Raw genomic sequence first — 21,493 nt, forward strand, 5'->3', positions numbered from 1 at the left:
CATGTCAAAAACCCACCTCAAACCCCTCTCATTCCAGAGGTATGGTCACAAGTTCTGGAAACGCTTTACCTCATTCGATCATACAAGGCACGTGACCGAATGTTCAGTTGTTGCGGCAGAAGTTTTCCCCGTAGCGGCTGCTTTCCCGCTTGTGTTCCGCAAAACGGAGAGCGGGGTAGAGCCGGTCGCAGTGTTTTCCCTGACAGAAGAGGCTGAAAACCCATTTGTGTCTGAAACAGGCATATGGCTGGCACCATACTTGCCCTCGGCGATGAGGTGCCCGCCATTCGATGCCAAACCAATACCAAGAGATGGGAAAGTCAAGGAAGATCAATTTCAGTTGCTGGTCGACGAAACCCTTGGTTTGATCAGTGATGACCCCAAAGATGAGGCCTTTTTTAGTGAAATGGGAGCACTTTCTTCCAGTCTCGAACCTGTTGTGACGTTCTTCCAAGGTCGCATGTCGTCGGCACAATCTACTAAGGCGATTTGTGATCTGCTTGTGGAAATGCACTTGCTGAACCCGCTGAACCAATACGAGCGCTGTTCACTACCAAAGGGCTGTTGGGGTATCTCGCCTGATCGGCTGAATAGTTTGACGAATAAGCAGCTGGCCACACTTACGGCTAGTGGCGCTCTGAAGCTAGTCTACGCGCATCAAATCTCACTATCTCACATAGCCTGGTTGACCCAAGCACAATCACGAATGACACAAAATCCGAGCTCGGTGGATTTTGCGCGGAAGACCAATGCCGACGGCTTCTTGTCTGCATTGGTCGATGCGCAAACAAGCGAAACCTCTTGGCGTCAGAATTCGGAGCTACACGCTTATGCCCAATGACCCCTGGTCGCCAGGCAGCTGGACAAAACCAAATCAGATCCGTTCAGCGGGCATACTCCATTTCTTCGCTGCCAAAACTTGCCGGAGAGGAACTGATTCATGACGCGGCACGAAACCCTACCGGATACATCACGTTTGACAGAACTCGAAACGTGTATGTTGCATGTGGGCGAGACACTTGAACGCCCAATAACAAAAGCGTCTCTCTTTGCCGCGCAGTCAGATTTAGAAACCGGTCTCTCGATAAGTGACGTACTGGCGCTTGCACGACAAAGCGGTCTTCAAGCTGGGTATGGCACGCGTTCACTCAGCAAACTGAATGACGACTTGTCCCCAACCATACTGCTGCTCAAGGGGGGACGATCCGTCGTCTATCATGGGCGCAGCGACGACGGCATGCTGTTGGTGTACGACCCTTGCATCGGGTCTGGAATCGGGACAATTCCTGAAGAACAGTTGGAAAAAACGTATACCGGCTATGCAATCCTGTTTCGTCGAGGTCATCAAGATATCACTAAGAGCGGCGAGATCCAAAGGTCTGGACATTGGTTCTGGTCTGCTTTGGCGGCTAGTCGATGGTCTTACTTCCAGGTCATTCTCGCAGCGGCGCTCGCCAATCTTCTAGGGCTTTCAACTTCTATCTTCATCATGGTCGTCTATGACCGTGTTCTTCCAAATGAAGCAACGGAGTCATTGATTGCACTAACCATAGGCGTGGGCCTCGCTCTTGGTTTCGATTTCCTACTCAAGATCCTAAGAGCTGGATTCATTGATCAGGCCGGCCAAAAGGCTGATCGGCTGATGGGACGGCGCATTTTTGACAAGCTACTCGATATCCAAATGAAATCTCGCACCGGATCGACCGGCGCGATGGCAAATACAGTTCGCGAGTTCGAAACTCTGCGCGAGTTTTTCACATCCGCAACATTGGTTGCGATCGTCGATCTACCCTTCATCGCTCTGTTTGTCTTGGTGATCTACTTGGTGGGCGGCCCACTGGCCATCGTTCCTGCGATGGCAGTACCCATTGTTCTGCTGACCGGTTTGCTCGCCCAACCCATGCTATCGCGGTTGACCGAACGCCAATTCAAGGATGGTCAATCCAAACAATCGGTTCTTGTTGAGACCGTCTCTGGCCTCGAGACCATTAAAACAAGCTCTGCGGATCGTCAGATGCGTTCCCGTTGGGAAAGTGCGATAGAACGACAATCGAGCCACGGAGTTCGCAGTCGCGCGATTACACAATTCGCCCTGAACCTGACCGGCCTCACGCAACAGACGGCGCAGGTCCTTATCGTATTCTATGGCGTGTTCCTGGTAACGGAAGGACAAACCAGCATGGGTGCCCTGATCGCCGCAGTCATGTTGACGGGTCGCGCCTTGGCACCCCTGGGGCAATTGGCGCAAACTTTAACGCGATACAATCAGGCGCGCAGCGCTTTTCGAAACCTCAACCAGATTATGCGGGCAGACAGTGAGCGACCGGAAGGCAGAACCTGGATCGGCCGTTCACACTTCAAGGGCGCGATTTCGTTTAGCAACGTCCATTTCGCATACCCGGATCAATCCGAAGACACGTTGAGAGGTGTTTCCTTCACCATCAACCCTGGTGAGAAAGTCGCAATTCTTGGCCAAATTGGCTCGGGCAAAAGCACAATCGCGCGACTGTTGCTGGGCCTCTATGCGCCTCGGGTCGGGTCGATCATGCTGGATGGGTTGGACATTCGGCAAATTGACCCAGGCGATCTACGACGAGGTGTCGGCTCTGTTCTGCAGGATGTTTGGCTGTTTTCCGGCTCGATCCGCGAAAACATCGCCAGTGGCACCATCAGGCCGAATGACAAAGAAGTGATTGAAGCCGGGCAAATTGCCGGAGTTGAGGATTTTGTAGCGCGTCATCCAGCAGGTTATGATCAACAGCTTGCGGAAAGGGGAGAAGGGCTTTCAGGTGGACAAAGACAAGCGATTGCCTTGGCGCGGGCCTTGATCGGCAAGCCATCGGTTCTGCTGCTGGATGAGCCGACAAGCGCCATGGATGTTCAAACCGAGGCGCGCGTTCTGAATCGCCTCAGGCAGGCGACCCCGGACACGACGATGGTCATCGTCACGCACCGTCCTAGCCTCTTGGAGCTGGTGGACCGCATTATCGTCATTGACGACGGCCAAATCGCGAAAGACGGGCCAAAAAGCCTTCTATCACAACATGCACGCCAAAACAGGAGGCACCTGAATGTCGCAGCATCATGATCTTGCCTCATTGGCACGCGCTATGCGCGGAGCCTCGCCTTTGCGGAATTCTCTACTGCTAATGGCAATTCTCGCGTGCCTCCTTTCAGCCGGGCTTTGGGCCTATCTGACCGAGTTGGACGACGTAACCCGCGTAGATGGCCGGATCGTGCCATCTGGAGACATCCAGATCATCGAAGCTACAGAACCAGGCGTTTTGAAGGCACTCCACGTGCGAGAAGGCCAAGTGGTTCAAGCCGGCACCTTGTTGATGGAATTCGACACGACCCAAATCGACAGTCAGTTGAGACAGAAACAACAACGTGCTTTTGGCCTGATGGCTCGAATCCAGCGGCTACAGTCCGAGATCGAGGGGCGGAACCTTCAGTTTGACGCTGCGCTCGTCACAGGCGCCCCGGATGTCGTTCAATCTGAAAGGGCTTTGTATCAGGGCCGGCAAGCCGAACTGCAGGCTGAAATTAGCATCTTGCTGCGACAGCAACAACAACGCCATAGGGAATACGAAGAAGGATTGGTAGATCAGGTCACCGCCGAAGAGACACTGAATGTTCTGGCTGAGGAAAGGGCGATGATGGCTCCTCTGGTCGCCAGCAAAATGGAACCCGCGACCACACTTTTGGCGCTTAGGCGCAGCGAGGCGGAATGGAAGGGTCGCCGGGTCAGAGCCGAGGCTGCGACCAGTCGACTAAAAACCGGTCTGGAAGAGATTGACGACCGAATCCGAGCGGCGCGCAGCAGATTTCGGAGCAATGCTCTGACCGACCTCGCCGTCGCAACCGCTGAACTGTCCGCCCTAGAACCAATGCTGCCAGCTTTGCAGGATCGGGCGTCCCGCGCAAACGTTCAATCTCCGGCGCGCGGCATCGTAAACCGCATCCACCGTACCACGATTGGTGGTCTTGCCCGCACCGGGGAGGAGTTGGTCGAGATCGTTCCACTGGATGACAGTTTACTGGTCAAAGCCTATGTTCGCCCGCAAGATATAGCGTTTCTCCATGCGGGACAGCCCGTCAAAGTCAAAATCACCGCCTATGATTTCGTCCGCTACGGAGGACTGGACGGGGAAATTGTTCGAATTGGCGCAGATACCATCACCCGGTCCGAGCGTAGTGACGAAGAGGTCTTTGTCATCGAGATCCGGACCAACGGCACGATGCTCGACGCCTCGGGGATAGCTGTTGAAATCATTCCTGGCATGATTGCCGAGGTCGACATTCTGGCTGGGCGCAAAACCGTTCTGGACTATTTGATCCAACCGGTCGTGAAAATTAAGGACCAAGCGCTGCGGGAATAACGCAGGCTTGGTCATGTCAACAAATTCAAGTCAATGAAGTCGCGGGAAATCGAAGTACGATCAGGAGGTAGGCTTTTTGAATTGCTGGTCAAATAGACGTTTGAATGCGCCGTTTTCTTCCAACAACACATTCAAGGTCCCTTGCTCAACGATTTGACCATCCTGAACGACCATAATGTTGTCCGCTTCCAATACGGTCGACAACCGGTGGGCAATTACGATTGTCGTGACCCCTTCCGTTAACTTGTCCAATGCCTCTTTGACCAGAGTTTCAGATTCTGCGTCGAGCGCACTTGTGGCCTCATCCAGCAGAAGGATTTCTGCTTTGCGCAAAATCGCCCTAGCAATTGCGATCCGCTGCTTCTGACCTCCGGACAAGAAAGCTCCGTTTTCCCCTACCTGAGTGTCATAACCCTTTGGCAACTGAGAGATGAAGTCATGCGCATGCGCAGCGCGCGCAGCTGCAAAAATTTCGTCATCCGTCGCGTCGGGCGCTACGTAGCGCAAATTGTCCATGACGGTGGTTGAGAACAGGAACGTGTCCTGCCCGACATAGGATATCTTACGGCGCAGCGATGCAAAGCTGACCTCGGTCAGATCCTGGCCGTCAATCTCAACGTAGCCATGGTTGGGGTCGTAAAACCGCATGATCAGGCCGAAAATCGTGGATTTTCCTCCTCCGGATTGGCCCACGAGCGCCGTGGTTTTTCCCGCTTCGAAAGTGACATCCATATCTTTGATCACGGGCAATGCCCCTTGATACCCAAAAGTCACATCACGCAAGCGGATTTCGCCAGGGCCTGAAATCATCTCTTTTGGTTCGGCATGCTCCTGCATCGAATCCTGTTCATCCAGAAGCTCAAACATCATGCCAATCGGCACCATGCAGGTCTCGATCGAAACCCGCATTTTCGACAAGCGCTTGGCAGGTTCATAGGCCATCAGCAAGGCCGTGATAAACGACATAAGCTGACCCGCAGTCGGAGGCTCAGCCCCACCGATCCCCAATGTGCTGACTACCAGGATACCAGCAATTGCCAGACCCGCCAGAAACTCCATCAACGGACTTGCGATGGCCTGCAAAGAGGCGATGTCGTTCGAGCGTTTTTCGACGCGTTTGATCGCAGTGTTCATCCGGTCGGTCATTCGGTTTTCAAGGCTGAACACCTTAATGACTTTGATCCCGTTCGATGTTTCTTGCAGGACCTGAATGATCTCGGAGAGGTATTTCAACTCGGCCTGCATAATGCGCCGCACGTTTTTCAACAGATAGCGCACGCTGATCAACGCAACCGGACCAACGACGAAAAACAGCACGGACAGCAGCGGTTGCTGATAGATCATGACGACAATCAGACCCACAAGCGTGAGCGCGTCGCGCACGAAGCTGGTCACGATGATGTTTACCAGGTTCCGGGCGGCCCCCGCTCCTGCGGTGACCCTCATCAACAGGTTCGAGGATTCGATCTCGGCAAAATACCCGATACCGCGCTGCAGTAGCCGATTGTATAACCGCTCCTGCTGGACCGCGATAATTCGGTTCCCCGCGCGTGCCAAAAAAATCGACTGAATATAGGAAGCCAACGCCTTGGCTCCGAACAGCCCGACGACAACAAGCGCGATCCAATGTGCCTGAGACCTCATTTCTGGGGTGGTCATGGCATCAACGATGTTTTCCATCATCCAAGCCGTACCAGCGGTCGTGGCGGCAACGATCACCATCGCACCCATCGCAATGCCGTACATCCATCCTTGCTTGCGCAGGCTTTCCACGACAAGCCGACCGATATAGCCAGATCGCCATTTTGCCCAGGCCTTGCCGATCATTTCACACTCCAGATCGCCTGTGTCGCCGCCTTTATCGGGCAACCGCACGGTTAAACAGAGGTGCCTTAGACCTCTGCCCTCGGTCATCGAGGTCGCTTTAGTTAATCAGGACAAGCCCGAGATTCCAGCCCACCCGTGCAGATATCCTTGATGCAGGGTCAAATGCGCGCACCGGGACTTTCAGTGCCAGACCACATCGCCCAGGAAAATATAGCCTGCGCCATAGATCGTTTTGATCAATCGCGGGTTTTTGGGATCTTCGCCCAACTTGGTTCTGAGACGGGATATACGCACATCCATTGCACGATCAAAGCTCTCGCCAGCCGCGCCGCCCAAAGTTTCCTGCATTTGGGCGCGGCTGATCAGCCGTTTTGGGCTTTCAAGGAACAAACGCAGCACTTCACCTTCTGCATGGCTGAACGCGGTTTCTGCACCGTTTTGATCCTCGAGAACATATCGGTCAAAATGCGCGACCCAACCGTTGAAACTGGCCGTCTCCGAATGCGCCGCCTGCCCCTTCGGAGCCCGCAAGCGCGCCCGCACGCGCGCCAAGACCTCAGCAGGGTCGAACGGTTTGGTAATATAGTCGTCAGCCCCAAGCTCTAACCCGGTGACCCGATCCTGCACCTGCGCGCGTCCTGAAATGATGATGACGGCGGCGCCCTGCTCCAGGGCTAGGCGATGCACCAGCGCCAGACCATCCGTATCTGGCAGGGACAGATCAACCAGGCAGACATCGGGCGTCACACGGTTCAACGCCGCCTCGAATTCGCGGGCTCGTGAAAAGCTCTGGGTTCGGAAACCTGCGTCTTGCAGGGTCTCCGTCAGAATATGGCGGATCTCGGGTTCATCATCGAGAATGGTCACCAAAGGTTGAGTCATCAAGCAGCCTCGGTTCGGATCAAAGCCGATAGTTGTTTGGGAGTGAACGGTTTGTGCAGGACGGGCACCCGACCGATTGCACGCTTCAATACAGGATCAGTCGATGGCAACGACGTCATCAAGATACATGGCAGCCGGGGTTTGAGACGCTCCATCAGGTCCAGCCCAGTTGCCTCTCCTTCCAACCGGATATCGGACAGGACCAGAACAATGTCATCCAGTTCGCTCACCAGCGTCAACGCCTCGTCGACCGAGGTTGCCTCGATGACAGAGAATCCAAAGTCGATCAGCATGTCGCGGAACTGGAGGCGCAAGTCCTGGTTATCTTCGACCAGAAGAACCATTCCGCCGCGCATGGGGGGCGCAGGGCGGTACGGAAGCCGCAATACAACCGACGCACCCGAGGGCGTGTTCTTCAGGCTCAGGTCCCCTCCGGCTAGTTTCACCGTGTCATAGACCATTGGCAAGCCAAGACCGGACCCGTCGCTGCCCTTGGTGGTAAAAAACGGATTGAGGGCTTTGTCCAGCGCTTCGGGCGAGAACCCCGGCCCGGTATCAGAGACCGTAATCTCAACCCAAATCGCGCCAATCGCATGGGCGCTGATGGTGATCTGACCGTTGTTGCCGCAAGCATCGCGGGCATTCAGGACCAAATTCAGCAAGGCATCCTGCACCATCCCCGGGTCCAGCATAAGGGCCTGATCGGGCAGCGTGTTGACCACCGAAAGCCCCACCCCACGCGGTAGAGAAGGTGAGGCGAGAATGCGCAGATCCTCTAGCAATTGAAGCATATCCGTCGCTTTGGGCTGAGGCATCCGGTTCCCCGTCATATCCGCGATCCGGTTCAAAAGCTGCCCACCGCGCTGCGCGGTCTGGCGGGTCGCCGCGATCAGTTCATGCGCTTCATCGGGCAGATTCATCTTATCCAACCGCCCCTGCATCCCCAGGATGATGGTCAGCAAGTTCGAAAAATCATGCGCCAGCCCGCTGGTCATCTGCGCGGCCATCTCGCGGCGGCGCGTTTGTTGCAACGCAACGCGGGTTTGGGTTTCCTCGGTGATGTCCACGGACATGATGTAGACGCCTCCTTCCCCATCAGGGGTAAAGGACACGCGAATGCGGCGGGAATCCTGTTCTTCCGTGAACTCAAAAACGGAGGTTTCGCCGCCATAGGCTTTTGACAGATGCGGCTCGACCCTTGAAAAGGCGTGTAGGCCAAGCGCGTCGGAGATATGCAGCCCCAGAATATCAGATGGGCGACCCGGCAGCACCGAGCTGAGCCGCCGGTTTGAGTAATCGTAGCGCCCATCGACATCGAGATGCGCGATATGGGCGGGCATCATCTCGGTCGTCATTCGCGTGCGGGCTTCGATCTCGGTCAGTTCGCGCTTGGCCTCCTCTAACGCGGCGATGGTGGCGGCAAGCTTGCGATTGGTGGCCGAAAGTTCCTCGGTATGGCTGAGCAGCTGGTCCGAAAGCTCCTCGGATCGGGCGCGCAGCAGGTTTTCAGCGCGTTTGGTGCCTGTGATATCGGTGTAAACCGCCACCCAACCACCCTGCGGCAGAGGCGATCCCTCAACAGCGACGACCTGCCCGTTTGGGCGGACGCGCTCCATGTAATGCGGCTCAAACGCCATGGCTTGCTCGACGCGCTGCTGTACCATTTCGTCTACATCGCACTCGGTCCCGTATTCTCCGCGGGTGACCAAGAAGTGAATCGTGTCACGAAACAACGCGCCGGGTTGCACAAGGTCGTCGGGAAGACCGAACATCTCTTGAAAGCGTCGATTGCTTAGAACAAGACGCAATTTGTTATCATAGATCGACAGCGCCTGACCGATCAAATTCAGTCCGGCAGTCGTCATCGCTTTGATGCGCTTTTCGCTAACGGTCAAGATCGCCCTCCCTGCGGCCTATCCGTAGCATCAGATTTAAACTTGGTGTAGAGGCGAACGCCCAGCCGGTTATTTTGTCCCACAATCGGCGAGCAGTCCGCGCCAATCAACCGTGGCGTGCAAGTTGCAAGTGTCGCAGCCTCGCAATCCCAGATTTGTAAATCCGGCAACAAAGGCATACAACCATTGCAGATTCAGGCTTTTTTGCATCACATACAGATATGAGCAGCCCAACTATTTCTGCCGAACGCGAAAGCGATGGCACTCGGATCCGTATTGCAGGCGAAATGCTGACGCAATCGCTTGCCCCGGTCGAGGGACCTTTTGAAGGCGTTCAGCCAGAGGGAGGGCATGTTACGCTGGATCTGTCCGATGTCGAAGCATTGGATACAAGCGGCGCGTGGCTGGTTGCGGATCTTGCCAAGCGGTTCACGACGGCTGGCGCGCAACTGGAATTCCGAGGTGTTCAACCGGCCCATGCCGCACTGATCGAGACCGTTTCGCAGAACATCCCAGACCATCCCGGAAAACTTGCCCCGCCTCGCAATGCCGTGGATTGGGTCGCCAGCGTGGGTCAAAAAACAGTTGGCGCGTGGACGGACACACTCTCGATCTTGGGGTTCCTAGGTCTAACGCTGCATCGGCTTGGGCGCACACTGGTCATGCCTTGGCGTCTGCGCCGAGCTGCCCTGTTTACGCATATGGAGGAAACCGGGTTCAAAGCCCTGCCCATCGTGGCGTTGATGGGATTTTTGATCGGCGTTGTTTTGGCCTTTCAGGGGGCCACGCAGCTGAAACAATTCGGGGCCGAAATCTTCGTGGTCGAGCTGATCTCGATCTCTGTTCTGCGTGAGCTTGGGATCCTTCTGACTGCTATCATCGTTGCCGGTCGGTCGGGGTCGGCCTTTACCGCCTCAATCGGGTCGATGAAGGTGCAGGAGGAAATAGACGCCATGCGCACGCTGGGTCTGGACCCGATCGAGGTGCTGGTGGTGCCGCGTGTCCTGGCCCTTTTGATCATGCTCCCAATCCTGGGTTTTGTCGCCGATCTTGCGGGGCTTTTCGGCGGCGGATTGATGAGCTGGATCGACCTTGGCATCAGCCCCGGCATGTTCGTTACTCGTTTGAACGAAAGCACAGATGTCTGGCAATTGGCGGTTGGGTTGATCAAAGCGCCCTTCTTCGCGCTGGTCATTGGCGTGATCGCTTGCTGGCAGGCCATGCAGGTTAAAGGCTCGGCCCAGAGCGTGGGTCAGCGCACCACGGCCTCGGTCGTGCAGTCGATCTTCATGGTGATCGCCATCGACGCCCTGTTTTCGATCTTCTTCTCTGAGATTGGGATCTGACATGGACGGCACGGTGCAACATCAGACCACTCAGGCAGATGCGCAACGCGAGGCGGTGATCCGCGTGCGCGGGCTGCGCAATCAGTTCGGGCCGCAGGTTGTCCATGACAATCTGGATCTCGATGTCTGGCGGGGTGAGGTCTTGGGCATCGTTGGCGGCTCGGGCACCGGTAAATCGGTACTACTGCGCACGATTGTGGGGCTGAACACGCCGGCGGCAGGCAGCATCGAGGTACTAGGCGTAGATGTCCTGAATGGACCCGAGGAAGATCGCCGCCGTATAGAACGCCACTGGGGCGTGGCGTTTCAGGATGGTGCGCTGTTTTCCTCGCTCACCGTTTTGCAGAACGTAATGGCCCCGCTGCGCGAACATACTGGCCTGAGCGAAAAACTGATGGAATCTCTGGGCGCATTGAAGATCAGCCTAGTGGGTCTGCCACAGCTGAGTTGCAGCAAGTTTCCATCCGAACTTTCGGGCGGGATGCGCAAACGGGCCGCGCTGGCTCGCGCCTTGGCCATGGACCCCGAGATCGTGTTTCTAGATGAGCCCACCGCTGGTTTGGACCCAATCGGTGCCGCCGCCTATGATGAGTTGATCCGAGAGTTGCAGCAGGCATTGGGCCTGACGGTTTTCATGGTCACCCATGATTTGGACAGTCTGTATGCGATTTGCGACCGCATCGCGGTACTTGCAGAAAAACGCGTACTGGTTGAAGGTCCGATAGAAGAGATGACCAAGGTCGACCATCCTTGGGTTCAGGAATACTTCACAGGCCCCCGCGCCCGCGCGGCACAGCAGAAGGGGTAAGGCAGGTAAGGCGATGGAAACCCGAGCGAACTATATTCTAATCGGCGCATTTACCCTTGCAGCACTATTGGGGGCTTTTGGCTTTTTCCTATGGCTCGCCAAGTTCGAGGTGACCCGCCAATACGCCTACTATGACGTGTTGTTCGACAACGTTTCTGGCCTGTCGGCCGCTGGCGGGGTCAGTTTCAACGGCCTTCCTGTGGGTCAGGTGATCTCATTAAATCTGGATGATGACGACCCCTCGAAAGTACGGGTGAGGATTGAGGTCGATGCAGATATCCCCGTCACAGAAGACACGATCGCCCAATTGCAGTCGCTTGGCGTTACCGGCGTTGGCTATGTCGAACTGACCGGAGGATCGACCACCGCCGCCCGTCTGCCGCAAAACAGCGTGATTAAAAGCAAACGCAGTACAATTCAGTCTCTGTTCGAAGGCGCGCCGAAGGTTTTGGATGAAGCCATCACACTGTTGCAAGAGCTGAACTCGGTCGTCGATGAAAAGAACCGCAAGGCCGTCTCAGATATTCTCGAAAACCTCGCTTCCGCCACCGGGCGTCTGGACAAGACGATGTCGGATTTTGAAACCGTTTCCGGCAATATCGGCGATGCGGCCAAGGATATCGGTGAGTTCACCAAACGTCTCGACCCGCTGATCGCTGCGGCTGAAACCACGCTTCAGACCGGAAACGAGACGCTGCAATCGGTCAAAACAGCAGCGGACTCGGCGACAGGCGCGTTGGATGAAGCCAAAACAACCCTGACAACGGCAAACAGCGTAATGGCCGAAGACATCAAGCCCTTTATTCAGCGCGGCTCGGAACTGGCCGAGAACCTGACGCGGCTGTCAAATGAGGCCAGTGTCTCACTAGGTGTGATCACCGAAACTGTGGCGAATGCCAACACCACGCTGGCGTCAATCACCACCGCGATGGACTCGACCAAAGGCGTATTGGCCTCGGCCGAGCGTGCCTTTGACACAGCAAACCGGGTGATAGACGAAGACGTGGCTCCTGTGGCTGAAGACATCCGCAAAGCAGCCAATCAGGTGACCGAGACCGTCTCAAACATTACCAATAAAATCGACCAGATCTCGGACGATGTCCTCAGCGCCTCGAACTCGGCGAAGGAGCTGCTGGGAACGGTCGACAAGATCGTACAAGACAACAGCCGGCAAGTGTCGAACTTCCTACGCGTTGGCCTGCCTCAATTCGTCCGTTTTGTCGAAGAGGCGCAGCGGCTGGTCATTTCCCTCGACCGCTTGGCTGACAGAATAGAACGCGACCCGGCACGGTTCCTGCTGGGCACCCAAGCATCGGAGTTCCGTCAATGATTAGGACCCTGTTTCTGACCCTGTCTTTGACGTTGCTGGGGGCCTGCGCCGGTCTTGGTACGCTGCGACAGGCCTCAAAACCCAACAACCTGTATCTGCTGACACCCAAAAGCACGTTTTCTTCTTCGCTGCCCCGGGTCCAAAAGCAGATCGTTGTGCAAGAACCGACGGCGACGGCCGCAGTCAACACTGACCAGATCGCCATTCAGCCCACTGCGCTTCAGGTGCAATACCTGCCGCAAGCGCGCTGGGTCGATCGCGCGCCGCTGATCGTGCAGGCGCTGATGGTCGAGAGCTTTGAGAACTCAGGCAAGGTTGCTGCGGTGGGTCGATCTACGGTCGGACTGCGCGCGGACTATGTCATTCAACCGGACTTGCGTGAATTTCAGGGTCTTGTCGTATCGGAAACTGAGGATTCCACGTCGGTAAGGGTCGAGGTGCGGATGAACATCAAGATCATCGACGAGTTCGAAGACAAAATCATCGCCTCAAGCTCATTCCGCGAATATGTCGTCTCGGCCAGCGATCAAACCCCTGATCTGGTAGAGGCTTTCGACATCGCGCTCGGCAAGACCATGCGCGATGCCGTGGAGTGGAGCGTGCGCAAAATCCACACGCACGCGGCCAACAACCCCCGACCGTCGTTGCAATAGACCCTAGAAATGCTGGGCTGACGCGCGGTTCCAATCATCGGCGAACTCGGCGGGGATCTCCGCGGTCAGCAAGGCGCCCTCTTCTAGAATCGTGTGCATTTGCGCGTAGGAATGCTCCCGCTCGTCGGCGGTTCGGCGAAGGATGTCACGGGGGTGAAGCTCGGCCACCGTTGATTTCCCCATTGCGCCCAGCAATTCGCGAAAGCTCTCCAAAGTGGCATCGTGATAGCGATGAACCCGCTTGCGTTTTTGTGGCACGTTTACCGCCCGCCCCCGGATCGGGTCCTGGGTCGCCACACCGGATGGGCAGCGGTTGGTGTTGCAATGCAGCGCCTGAATACAGCCGACCGCAAACATCATGGCACGCGCGGCGTTGCACATGTCGGCCCCCAGAGCGAATTTTTCGACCAGGTCGTAGCCAGTGGCCACTTTGCCCGAACAGATGATGCGGATCTTGTCGCGCAGGCCCACGCCCTTCAGACAGTTGTTCACGAAGATCAACGCCTCATTCAGCGGCATTCCAAGGCGGTTCGTGAACTCAACCGGAGCAGCCCCGGTGCCCCCTTCGGAGCCGTCAATGGTGATGAAATCGGGCAGGATTCCGGTCTCCAACATTGCCTTGCAGATTGCCATGAATTCGGACGGGTTGCCGATGCACAGCTTGAAGCCAACCGGTTTTCCGCCTGACATCTCACGCAAATGCTGGACGAATCCCAGCAGCTCGGTCGGGCCGTCAAAGGCCGAATGAACCGGCGGGGAAATGACGTCCTGATGCTCTGGCACGCCGCGGATCTCAGCAATCTCTTTGTCGACCTTGGCGGCGGGCAACACCCCGCCGTGCGAGGGTTTAGCGCCTTGAGACAGCTTGATCTCGATCGCTTTGACCACGTCTTTAGTGGCCTTTTCTGCGAACTTGTCTTTGTCGAACCCGCCGTCGGGCGTCCGACACCCGAAATAGCCGGTTCCAATCTGCCAAATAATGTCACCGCCTTCGGCCAGATGGTGTGGAGACAACCCGCCCTCGCCCGTGTTGTGGGCGAAACCGCCATCTTTTGCCCCACCATTCAAAGCCCGAATGGCGTTGGCGCTCAGCGCCCCGAAACTCATGGCCGAGACATTCAGGCGCGACGCGCTATACGGTTTTTCACATTGCGGCCCGCCCAACATGATACGTTCTTCACTTTCATCCACGTGTTTGGGGGCCAGCGAATGATTGGCGCGGTGATAGCCTACGGTCGTGATATCGTATTGGGTACCAAAGGCCTGAGTATCGACCTGACCTTTGGCGCGGGAATAGATCAGGCTGCGCACGATCCGGTTATAGGGACGGCCGCTTTCGTTGGTTTCCACGAAATACTGACGGATTTCGGGACTGACGAACTCCAACATGTACCGGAAATGGCCCAGCACGGGATAGTTGTTTAGCACGTTATGCTTGGTGGTCAGAATGTCGTACATTCCGATCACCGCATAGGGGATCAGAATGATCAGGAGCCAATGCGCCGGGTGCCAGACAAAGCCCAAAAGCAGAACCAGTGGCAAACAGACGAAGCTGAGGAAATAATAGAGCCTGCGTACAACCATTCCTGATCTCCTTGGGTGGGTAGTGTTGGAGTGCGGCGTAAAATCCATTCAGATCAAAACCGAAAATGCTGAATCAAAGTGAAACAGCTTGGCTTTTGATTGCAAGCCCTCAGACAGTTTGCAATCAAAGGAGACGCGTTTGTGAAATCGCGTTACGGGTTTGATCGATCTGGTGTTTTTGGGGCGTGACGCCCGACAGGTCGGCACAAAGGGCAAGTAGTTTGGACACGCAATACCCTCAATCAGGCAAACAAGGCCGTGTCATAATGTTTCTGGCCGTCTTTGTCGGCGGTGCATTGGGGTCTGTGGTCCGAGAAATTTTCTCGGTGGAAATCCCGGGCGCGTCGATCCTGACTACGACATTCGGGATCAACGTTTTCGCCTGCTTCGTCCTCGGTTGGCTATATTCCATTCGCCATCGGGTTCACGCGCATGTTTTGCACCTCGGAGCTGTCGGGTTTTGTGGTGGCTTGTCTACGTTCTCTTCATTCGTGGCCGAACTTGAACGGTTGGCTGCAAACACGCTTGGGGCAGCGGCAACGGCGGCTGGGTTGGAGATTGCGGTCGGTCTGGGTGCCGCAATCGCCGGTGAGGCCCTTGGGCGGCGTTTTCATGCAGGTCGGGGGTCCGTATGACGGATCTGTACCTGCATGCTCTGTTTGGCCTAGGCGGTGGTTTGGGTGCTGTTCTTCGTCATTGGGTGGCGTTGCGGATCACGCATGACCTCCCTCTCTCAACCTTGATAGTGAACGTGCTTGGCAGCCTGTTGCTTGGGCTGTGGCTGGGCTATCTGGGAGGCCCCGTCGACATGGGCGAGGAGGAAAAGCGATTGGTATTCGGCTTTTGCGGCGGGTTTACCACTTTTTCCAGCTTCGCCTATCAATCGCTAGAGCTGCGACGCAAGCAAACTCTGGTTCTGGCCGCAGGCAATATCGTCGTCAGCCTTGTGATGTGTTGGGGCGCGTTGTGGTTGGGTCTCGTCATAACACGCTGACGTACCGGCTACATTGCGTGCATATGCATTCGGACCGCAAGGTTTCCCAAGATCCAGACCGTTCCGAGAATGATAATCAACAGAACAAGGGTCGAGAATAGGATCAGATCCAGATCCTCGCGGCTGCTGCGACGACGATCTATGTGCAGGAAATAGACCAGTTGAAAGATCAACTGCGCCAGACCCAACAGACCGATGGTCAAATACACTCCGGTCGTTTCAATGCCGAACACCTGTGCAACGCCAAACATCGCAAGCGTCAAAAGCAGTGAGCCTCCGTAGCCAATGACATAGCGACGACGCTCGCGCCGGTGCATCTCGGAGCGTTTATCCATAGGTCAGACCTCCGAAATAGACGATTGTGATGATGCCGATCCAGATCAGGTCGAGAAAGTGCCAGAACAATGCAAGCCGCACGACGCGTGAGATGACCAGATCGGTCATGCCCATGACGCGCAGTTGAATGCCTAAAACAATCAACCAAACACAGCCTGCCGCTACGTGCAGCCCATGCAACGGCACCAGCCCGTAGAAGGCAGAAAGGAAGCCGCTGCGCTGCGGGATACCACCCTTCTCGACCATTGCCATGAAGTCTCGGATCTCCAGCACAAGGAAGCTGAGGCCCAGGAACAGCGTTACCCCGAACCACAGAATGATCTTTGACCTTGGCAGGTTGTATTTCAAAGCCAGCATGGCCAAGCCGACTGTCAGGCTGCTGGTCAAAAGGATCATGGTTTGCGCGAAGATACTTTTGAGGTCGAACAGCTCGTGCGGGCCGGGACCACCCGCCTGCGCGTCGATCATCGTGATGTAGATCGCGAACATCAGGCCGAAATAGACCAGATCGCTCATCAGGAAGACCCAGAAGCCGAAGGTAACGACTTCGGACGCTTTGTGGGCACTGGCGTGGCGTTCACCGAGGTTGATGCCGGGATAGCTATGGGTCGGGGCGCGTTTCATGTCACCGCCTCCATATCGCGTCGGGCAAGGCCTCGGTTATCCGTCGCCGTCTCGTGGTCGCGATCCACGGGGGTTTCGCTGTGAACCAGTGCAAGCCAGGCCTCGTGTTCCTTGCGGACCTCCTCTGCGGGGATGGTGATTTCGGTGCTGGTGTCGAAGGTCCAAATGATAAAGGCAAGGATCATCGCACCCGTCATCAGCGCTGCCAGCCACCAGATCCACCAGACCAGCGCAAACATCCAGATACCGCTGGTCACGCAAAGGATGAATCCGATCCCGGTATTGCGCGGCATATCGATATCTTCATAGGCGTCGGGGGTGGGATAGGCCGCGCCCCGCTCTTTAGCGGTGGCGAAGTCATCCCGCGCGGTCACCTGTGGGATGATGAAAAAGTTATAGGGCGGTGGCGGTGCTGGGATCGACCATTCCAACGAGCGGCCATCCCAAGGGTCGCCCACAGGAACGCGGGTTTTGTCGCGGTCGCGGATGCTGACCCAGAGCTGGACCAGAACCGATAGCAACGCGGCTGTGATGACCAATGCTCCGACCACCGCGACGATCATATAGGGGTGAAAGCTCGGATCCTCCCAACTGAACGATCGGCGTGGCATGCCCATCAGGCCGACAAAGTAAAGCGGTAGGAAGGTCAGCATGAATCCAACGGTCCAGAGCGCAACCGTCACCCTGCCCCACCCTTCATTTAGGCGAAACCCAAACGCCTTGGGGAACCAGTAGTTATAGGCCGCGAGCAAGCCAAACAGCACGCCGGGCAGCAGAACATTGTGGAAATGCGCCACGAGAAACAGGGTGTTGTGGACCTGATAGTCAACGGTTGGGTTGGCCAAGATCACTCCGCTAAGGCCGCCAATGACAAACAGCATCAGGAAAGCCAGCCCATAGAGCATTGGGACCGAGAACCGGATACGGCCCCGCCAGAGGGTGGCCATCCAGTCATAGACTTTCACGCCGGTTGGAATGGCAATCAGCATGGTCGCGATACCGAACACGGCGTTTATCAGCGCGCTTTGCCCCATGGTGAAGAAGTGGTGCAGCCAGACGGTGAAAGACAGGACCGCGATCGACATGGTGGCAATCACCAGCGAGGTATAGCCATAGATGCGCTTGGCCGAGAAGGTCGCGAAGACCTCGGAATAGATGCCATAGGCGGGCAGGACGAGCAGGTAGACCTCAGGGTGGCCGAACAGCCAGAACAGGTTGGCGTAGTTCATCATGTTGCCGCCGAGGTCGTTGGTGAAGAAATGAAAATCCAGATAGCGATCTGCGGCCAGCAACAATGCCGCGACCCCGAGCGGCGGCATCGCAAAGACGATCAGGATTGAGCTGCAGATGATCGTCCAGCAATACATCGGCAGCCGCATGAAGGTCATACCCGGCGCGCGCAGCTTGTAGATCGTTACCGCAAAATTGATGCCGGTCAGAGTCGTTCCGATCCCCGACACGACTATTGCCCAGATCCAGTAGTCTGGCCCGACACCCGGATTAAACGCGGCCCCGGTATAGGGCGGGTAAGCGGTCCATCCCCCGGTCGAGAACTCTCCGACCACCAGCGACACCATCAGCATCATGCCCGCCGAGACCGTCAGCCCCAGGCTGATCTGGTTCATCACCGGAAAGGCGACGTCCCGCGCGCCGATCATCAGTGGAATGACGTAGTTTGCGATGCCAAAGACAAAGGGCACAGCGACAAAGAAAATCATGATCGTGCCGTGCGTGCTGAAGAGTTCGGCGAAATGCTCGGCCTCAAGGAAACCGTCGCCGGGCCCGGCCGCCTGTTGGGCCCGCATGACAACGCCTTCCAGCACCCCTCGGGCCAGCATAACGATGGCAAATACGATGTACATGATGCCGATTTTCTTGTGGTCAGCGCTGGTCAGCCAGTCGCGCCAAAGCGGCCCCCACAGCCGAAACCACGTCAGCAGAAAGACAACGGCGGCCGCTCCGACTATGACCACGGCGGCAGCGGCATTGGCGACGATCTCATTTGCGTTGGGGTTTTGAATCAGTCCGGCAATGGGAAACGCGTCCCAACTGAGGCGGCCGAAGAAACCGGTGTCTGATGTCATTGGCCGACCTCCTGCCCGTATGATGTCGTGCCCGGTTGCTGATCGTGCGGCAGGGCTTGGCCAGAGTGATAGCGATGCAGAATAGACTGAAACAAATCACCATCGTCCAAGCGGAAATACAAGGCGTTTTCAGGCATATCTGAGGTTCCGAGGGCCTGCTGCACCTCATCCCGGTCCGAACGCATGGCGACAGTCTTATACGTCGCCGCATCCAACACGATGCCGTTCTGGCGCACAGTTTCGACCCAAGCGTCAAATTCCTCCGCCGATAAGGCAAGCGTTTCGAACTTCTGTTTCGTGAAGCCGCGCCCGTTATATTGCGTATTCTCGCCCTGCATATGTTCGGGTTGATCCGCGACCAGATGCAGCTGAGTGGTCATACCCGGCATTGCGTAAATCTGCCCGGCCAAGGCAGGGATCATGAAAGACTGCATGACCGTGTCCGTTGTCAGGGTCAGAGCGATTTGCTGTTTGACTGGAATACCCATCTCACCCACGGTCGCGATCCCCAGATCGGGATAGATGAACAACCATTTCCAATCGAGGCCAACGACCTGAACCTGAACGGCGGGTTCATCCCCAAAGGGAGCCGCGTAAGGGTCCAGGCGATGGGTTGCTTTCCACAAGTAGATCGACAAAATCGTGACGATCACCACCGGAACGCCCCACATCACCATCTCGAGCCGGGGCGAGAAGTCCCAATCTGGCCGATAAGCAGCTGTACCGCCCTTCCGACGGCGATATCGCAGCGCAATAAGCGGAACCAGAACAAGAACAGGCACAACAGCGATCAAAATCAACCACGTTGCCCGCAAAAGATGTGCCTTCTGCACCGCCGCAATCGGCCCCTGAGGGTCCATGAAGGTGTCACTGGCGCCTGCGGTCCGGGCCGATGACACCACCACCACTAGGGCCATCAGCATCGCCGCCGATATGAGGGCCGTTCTGACCTTGGTCATAGGCGACTGTCCTCTTTCGCATCCGTTTCAGTGCAACTATCGACAAAGGCAAGAGATTTCTCAAGGCTTTTGATCGCAGCCTTCAAGCTGGCACCAATGGTGCTCTGGTTTCGGTTGACTTGCAGGCATCGTCGGGACACAGCTTGGCTACGATGCGTATTTTCATTTTGATTTTTTGCCTTGCCATCCAGCCCCTGGCGGCCAACGCGCAAGATCGCGCCAAGGTTGAGCGTCAGTTTCAAAACTGGTTGCAGGAAACGGTGTGGCCGCAAGCCCGTGCCAAAGGCGTTTCGCGCCAGACTATGACACGAGCGCTGTCCGGCGTGACATTGAAATGGGATCTTCCCGATCTGGTGCCGCCGGGCAGCCCTCCGCAGTCATCAAAGCCACAATCCCAGGCCGAATTCGGAGCACCGGCGCGCTATTTCAAAGCAGGCTCTTTGCAGGGCGCGACTGCTCAGGGGCGCAAAATGGCCAAACGGCACGCGGCGGTGCTTGCCCGTGTCGAGGCCGAAACCGGCGTTCCAGCCCGCATCATCCTCGCCATCTGGGGACGTGAAAGCGGCTATGGCCAAGTGGCAATCCCCCACAACGCGTTTCAGGTCCTCGCGACAAAGGGGTTCATGAGCACACGCTCGCAGTACTTCACAGCCGAGTTGCTGGCCGCTTTGCAAATCGCGGAAGCAGGGCATTTGAACGGTCGTGAGATGAAAAGCAGCTGGGCCGGAGCGCTGGGGCAGCCGCAATTCATGCCCTCGAGCTTTTTGACTTACGCCGTGGACGGAGACGGCGATGCCAGCGCAGATATCTGGCAATCCGAAGAGGACACGATTGCATCGATTGCTAACTACCTGTCACAGCACGACTGGATTTCGGGCCGTGATTGGGGATTTGAGGTTTTTGTGCCTGATACAGTCAGCTGCGCTTTGGAGGGTCCTGATCAGGGGCGCAAAGTCGAGGAGTGGGCCTCGATGGGGATCACGCGAACATCGGGCCGCCCGTTTCCAGCACATGAGCTGCCTGCCCAGGGTTTCCTGATGATGCCCGCGGGTCGAACCGGGCCGGCGTTTTTGGTGACGCAGAATTTCTATGTCCTGAAAGAATACAACAAGAGCGATCTATACGCCCTGTTCGTGGGTCATGTCGGGGATCGGATTGCATTCGGTGTCGGAGACTTCACGGCGCGCTGGGGTCGTGTTGACCCGTTATACCGGTCAGAAATTGCAGCGATGCAAAGAGGTTTGGAACGCCTTGGCCATGATGTCGGCGGTGCAGATGGGCTGCCAGGTTTCAAAACGCGACGATCAATCGGGCGCTGGCAGAAAACGGAAGGTCGCGCCGAGACGTGTTTCCCTGACCGTACGCTTGTCTCTGAACTTGGGCAGTAACCAGCCCCAGCCCAATTCAACAATGCTTATTTTTCCTGACCATCGTTGCTCATTATGGGCCAATTGGCCGGCTTGCCCAAGTTGGCTTGATGCACGGCCTTTCCATGGACCGAATATGTCGCACAGGCTTGGCACGGCTGTTTAAAATCAACCCGTTATGGATACATCGCCCAAAACACGAAACTGAAGTGCTTCAACGAAGCGGCCTCCCGGCTCGAGATACCAGCCCCAGAAACCAGAAACTGGCAACATAACTGTCTTTTGACTTGCTGTTCCCGCCATGGCACGATCTGACCGATTTAAGCCCAGGCCCTTCGGGTAATATTGAATGATCCGGCCCCAAAGCCTAAGAGGAATAACCCGACCGGTTTCGACCACGAGGGGCAACTAGATTGAGAGGC

18 protein-coding genes are annotated in these 21,493 nt (G+C 56.4%); 10 read left to right on the forward strand and 8 right to left on the reverse strand.

Annotated features, from left to right (window positions below; genetic code table 11):
- Window position 1 precedes the first annotated feature (1 nt).
- From ACR3FB_RS19630 to ACR3FB_RS19640, 3 genes are all read left to right on the forward strand, one after another.
- Window positions 2-841 carry a SapC family protein gene (locus ACR3FB_RS19630; RefSeq protein ID WP_480566583.1) on the forward strand — a complete coding sequence of 280 codons (840 nt, stop codon included), beginning with the start codon at window positions 2-4 and terminating at the stop codon, window positions 839-841.
- Between the two features lie 99 nt (window positions 842-940).
- On the forward strand, window positions 941-3,088 hold the full coding sequence (locus ACR3FB_RS19635; protein ID WP_480566585.1) for a type I secretion system permease/ATPase: 2,148 nt from the start codon (window positions 941-943) through the stop codon (window positions 3,086-3,088).
- Window positions 3,072-4,382: an HlyD family type I secretion periplasmic adaptor subunit gene (locus ACR3FB_RS19640; protein ID WP_480566587.1), complete on the forward strand. Its 1,311-nt coding sequence runs from the start codon at window positions 3,072-3,074 to the stop codon at window positions 4,380-4,382. Before ACR3FB_RS19635 ends, ACR3FB_RS19640 begins: the two co-directional genes overlap by 17 nt.
- A gap of 60 nt (window positions 4,383-4,442) precedes the next feature.
- Here ACR3FB_RS19640 and ACR3FB_RS19645 read toward each other — a convergent pair whose 3' ends face one another.
- The 3 genes from ACR3FB_RS19645 to ACR3FB_RS19655 form a co-directional block, all read right to left on the reverse strand.
- The gene (locus tag ACR3FB_RS19645) at window positions 4,443-6,296 is read right to left on the reverse strand and encodes an ABC transporter ATP-binding protein (protein WP_480566749.1); all 1,854 of its coding nucleotides are present in this window, start codon (window positions 6,294-6,296) and stop codon (window positions 4,443-4,445) included.
- A gap of 93 nt (window positions 6,297-6,389) precedes the next feature.
- Window positions 6,390-7,091, reverse strand: a complete 702-nt coding sequence (locus tag ACR3FB_RS19650) for a response regulator transcription factor (RefSeq protein ID WP_480566591.1) — start codon at window positions 7,089-7,091, stop codon at window positions 6,390-6,392.
- The gene (locus ACR3FB_RS19655; protein ID WP_480566807.1) at window positions 7,091-8,956 is read right to left on the reverse strand and encodes a PAS-domain containing protein; all 1,866 of its coding nucleotides are present in this window, start codon (window positions 8,954-8,956) and stop codon (window positions 7,091-7,093) included. The genes ACR3FB_RS19650 and ACR3FB_RS19655 overlap by 1 nt, the downstream gene beginning before the upstream one ends.
- A gap of 251 nt (window positions 8,957-9,207) precedes the next feature.
- On the opposite strand from ACR3FB_RS19655, the gene ACR3FB_RS19660 reads away from it, so the two are divergent.
- From ACR3FB_RS19660 to ACR3FB_RS19675, 4 genes are read left to right on the forward strand one after another with little or no spacing between them, the layout of a single operon-like run.
- On the forward strand, window positions 9,208-10,332 hold the full coding sequence (locus ACR3FB_RS19660; protein WP_480566593.1) for an MlaE family lipid ABC transporter permease subunit: 1,125 nt from the start codon (window positions 9,208-9,210) through the stop codon (window positions 10,330-10,332).
- 1 nt (window position 10,333) lies between these two features.
- The gene (locus tag ACR3FB_RS19665) at window positions 10,334-11,140 is read left to right on the forward strand and encodes an ABC transporter ATP-binding protein (protein ID WP_480566595.1); all 807 of its coding nucleotides are present in this window, start codon (window positions 10,334-10,336) and stop codon (window positions 11,138-11,140) included.
- A gap of 13 nt (window positions 11,141-11,153) precedes the next feature.
- Entirely contained in the window at window positions 11,154-12,470 is a 1,317-nt protein-coding gene (locus tag ACR3FB_RS19670; protein ID WP_480566597.1) for an MlaD family protein, read from the forward strand.
- Window positions 12,467-13,123, forward strand: coding sequence for an ABC-type transport auxiliary lipoprotein family protein (locus ACR3FB_RS19675; RefSeq protein WP_480566599.1), 657 nt, complete (start codon window positions 12,467-12,469; stop codon window positions 13,121-13,123). The genes ACR3FB_RS19670 and ACR3FB_RS19675 overlap by 4 nt, the downstream gene beginning before the upstream one ends.
- Window positions 13,124-13,126: 3 nt before the next feature.
- On the opposite strand, the gene ACR3FB_RS19680 is transcribed toward ACR3FB_RS19675, so the two are convergent.
- Complete coding sequence (locus tag ACR3FB_RS19680; protein WP_480566601.1) at window positions 13,127-14,707, reverse strand: FMN-binding glutamate synthase family protein; 1,581 nt, start codon at window positions 14,705-14,707, stop codon at window positions 13,127-13,129.
- Between the two features lie 266 nt (window positions 14,708-14,973).
- On the opposite strand from ACR3FB_RS19680, the gene ACR3FB_RS19685 reads away from it, so the two are divergent.
- Window positions 14,974-15,342, forward strand: a complete 369-nt coding sequence (locus ACR3FB_RS19685; RefSeq protein ID WP_480566603.1) for a fluoride efflux transporter FluC — start codon at window positions 14,974-14,976, stop codon at window positions 15,340-15,342.
- Entirely contained in the window at window positions 15,339-15,701 is a 363-nt protein-coding gene (gene crcB, locus ACR3FB_RS19690) for a fluoride efflux transporter CrcB (RefSeq protein ID WP_170659090.1), read from the forward strand. Before ACR3FB_RS19685 ends, crcB begins: the two co-directional genes overlap by 4 nt.
- A gap of 8 nt (window positions 15,702-15,709) precedes the next feature.
- Here crcB and ACR3FB_RS19695 read toward each other — a convergent pair whose 3' ends face one another.
- Genes ACR3FB_RS19695 through ACR3FB_RS19710 form a run of 4 tightly spaced genes read right to left on the reverse strand, consistent with a single transcriptional unit; the run spans window position 15,710 to window position 19,704 of the window.
- Window positions 15,710-16,036, reverse strand: a complete 327-nt coding sequence (locus tag ACR3FB_RS19695) for a cytochrome o ubiquinol oxidase subunit IV (protein ID WP_419741360.1) — start codon at window positions 16,034-16,036, stop codon at window positions 15,710-15,712.
- A complete protein-coding gene (locus ACR3FB_RS19700; protein ID WP_170659089.1) occupies window positions 16,029-16,661 on the reverse strand; it encodes a cytochrome c oxidase subunit 3 in 633 nt (210 codons plus the stop codon). The genes ACR3FB_RS19695 and ACR3FB_RS19700 overlap by 8 nt, the downstream gene beginning before the upstream one ends.
- On the reverse strand, window positions 16,658-18,745 hold the full coding sequence (locus ACR3FB_RS19705; RefSeq protein ID WP_480566605.1) for a cbb3-type cytochrome c oxidase subunit I: 2,088 nt from the start codon (window positions 18,743-18,745) through the stop codon (window positions 16,658-16,660). Before ACR3FB_RS19705 ends, ACR3FB_RS19700 begins: the two co-directional genes overlap by 4 nt.
- Complete coding sequence (locus tag ACR3FB_RS19710) at window positions 18,742-19,704, reverse strand: cytochrome ubiquinol oxidase subunit II family protein (protein ID WP_480566607.1); 963 nt, start codon at window positions 19,702-19,704, stop codon at window positions 18,742-18,744. The genes ACR3FB_RS19705 and ACR3FB_RS19710 overlap by 4 nt, the downstream gene beginning before the upstream one ends.
- A 152-nt stretch (window positions 19,705-19,856) precedes the next feature.
- Here ACR3FB_RS19710 and ACR3FB_RS19715 point away from each other — a divergent pair, with 152 nt between their 5' ends.
- A complete protein-coding gene (locus ACR3FB_RS19715; protein WP_480566609.1) occupies window positions 19,857-21,092 on the forward strand; it encodes a lytic murein transglycosylase in 1,236 nt (411 codons plus the stop codon).
- Window positions 21,093-21,493 lie beyond the last annotated feature (401 nt).

The organism is Ruegeria sp. AO1, from assembly GCF_056535985.1.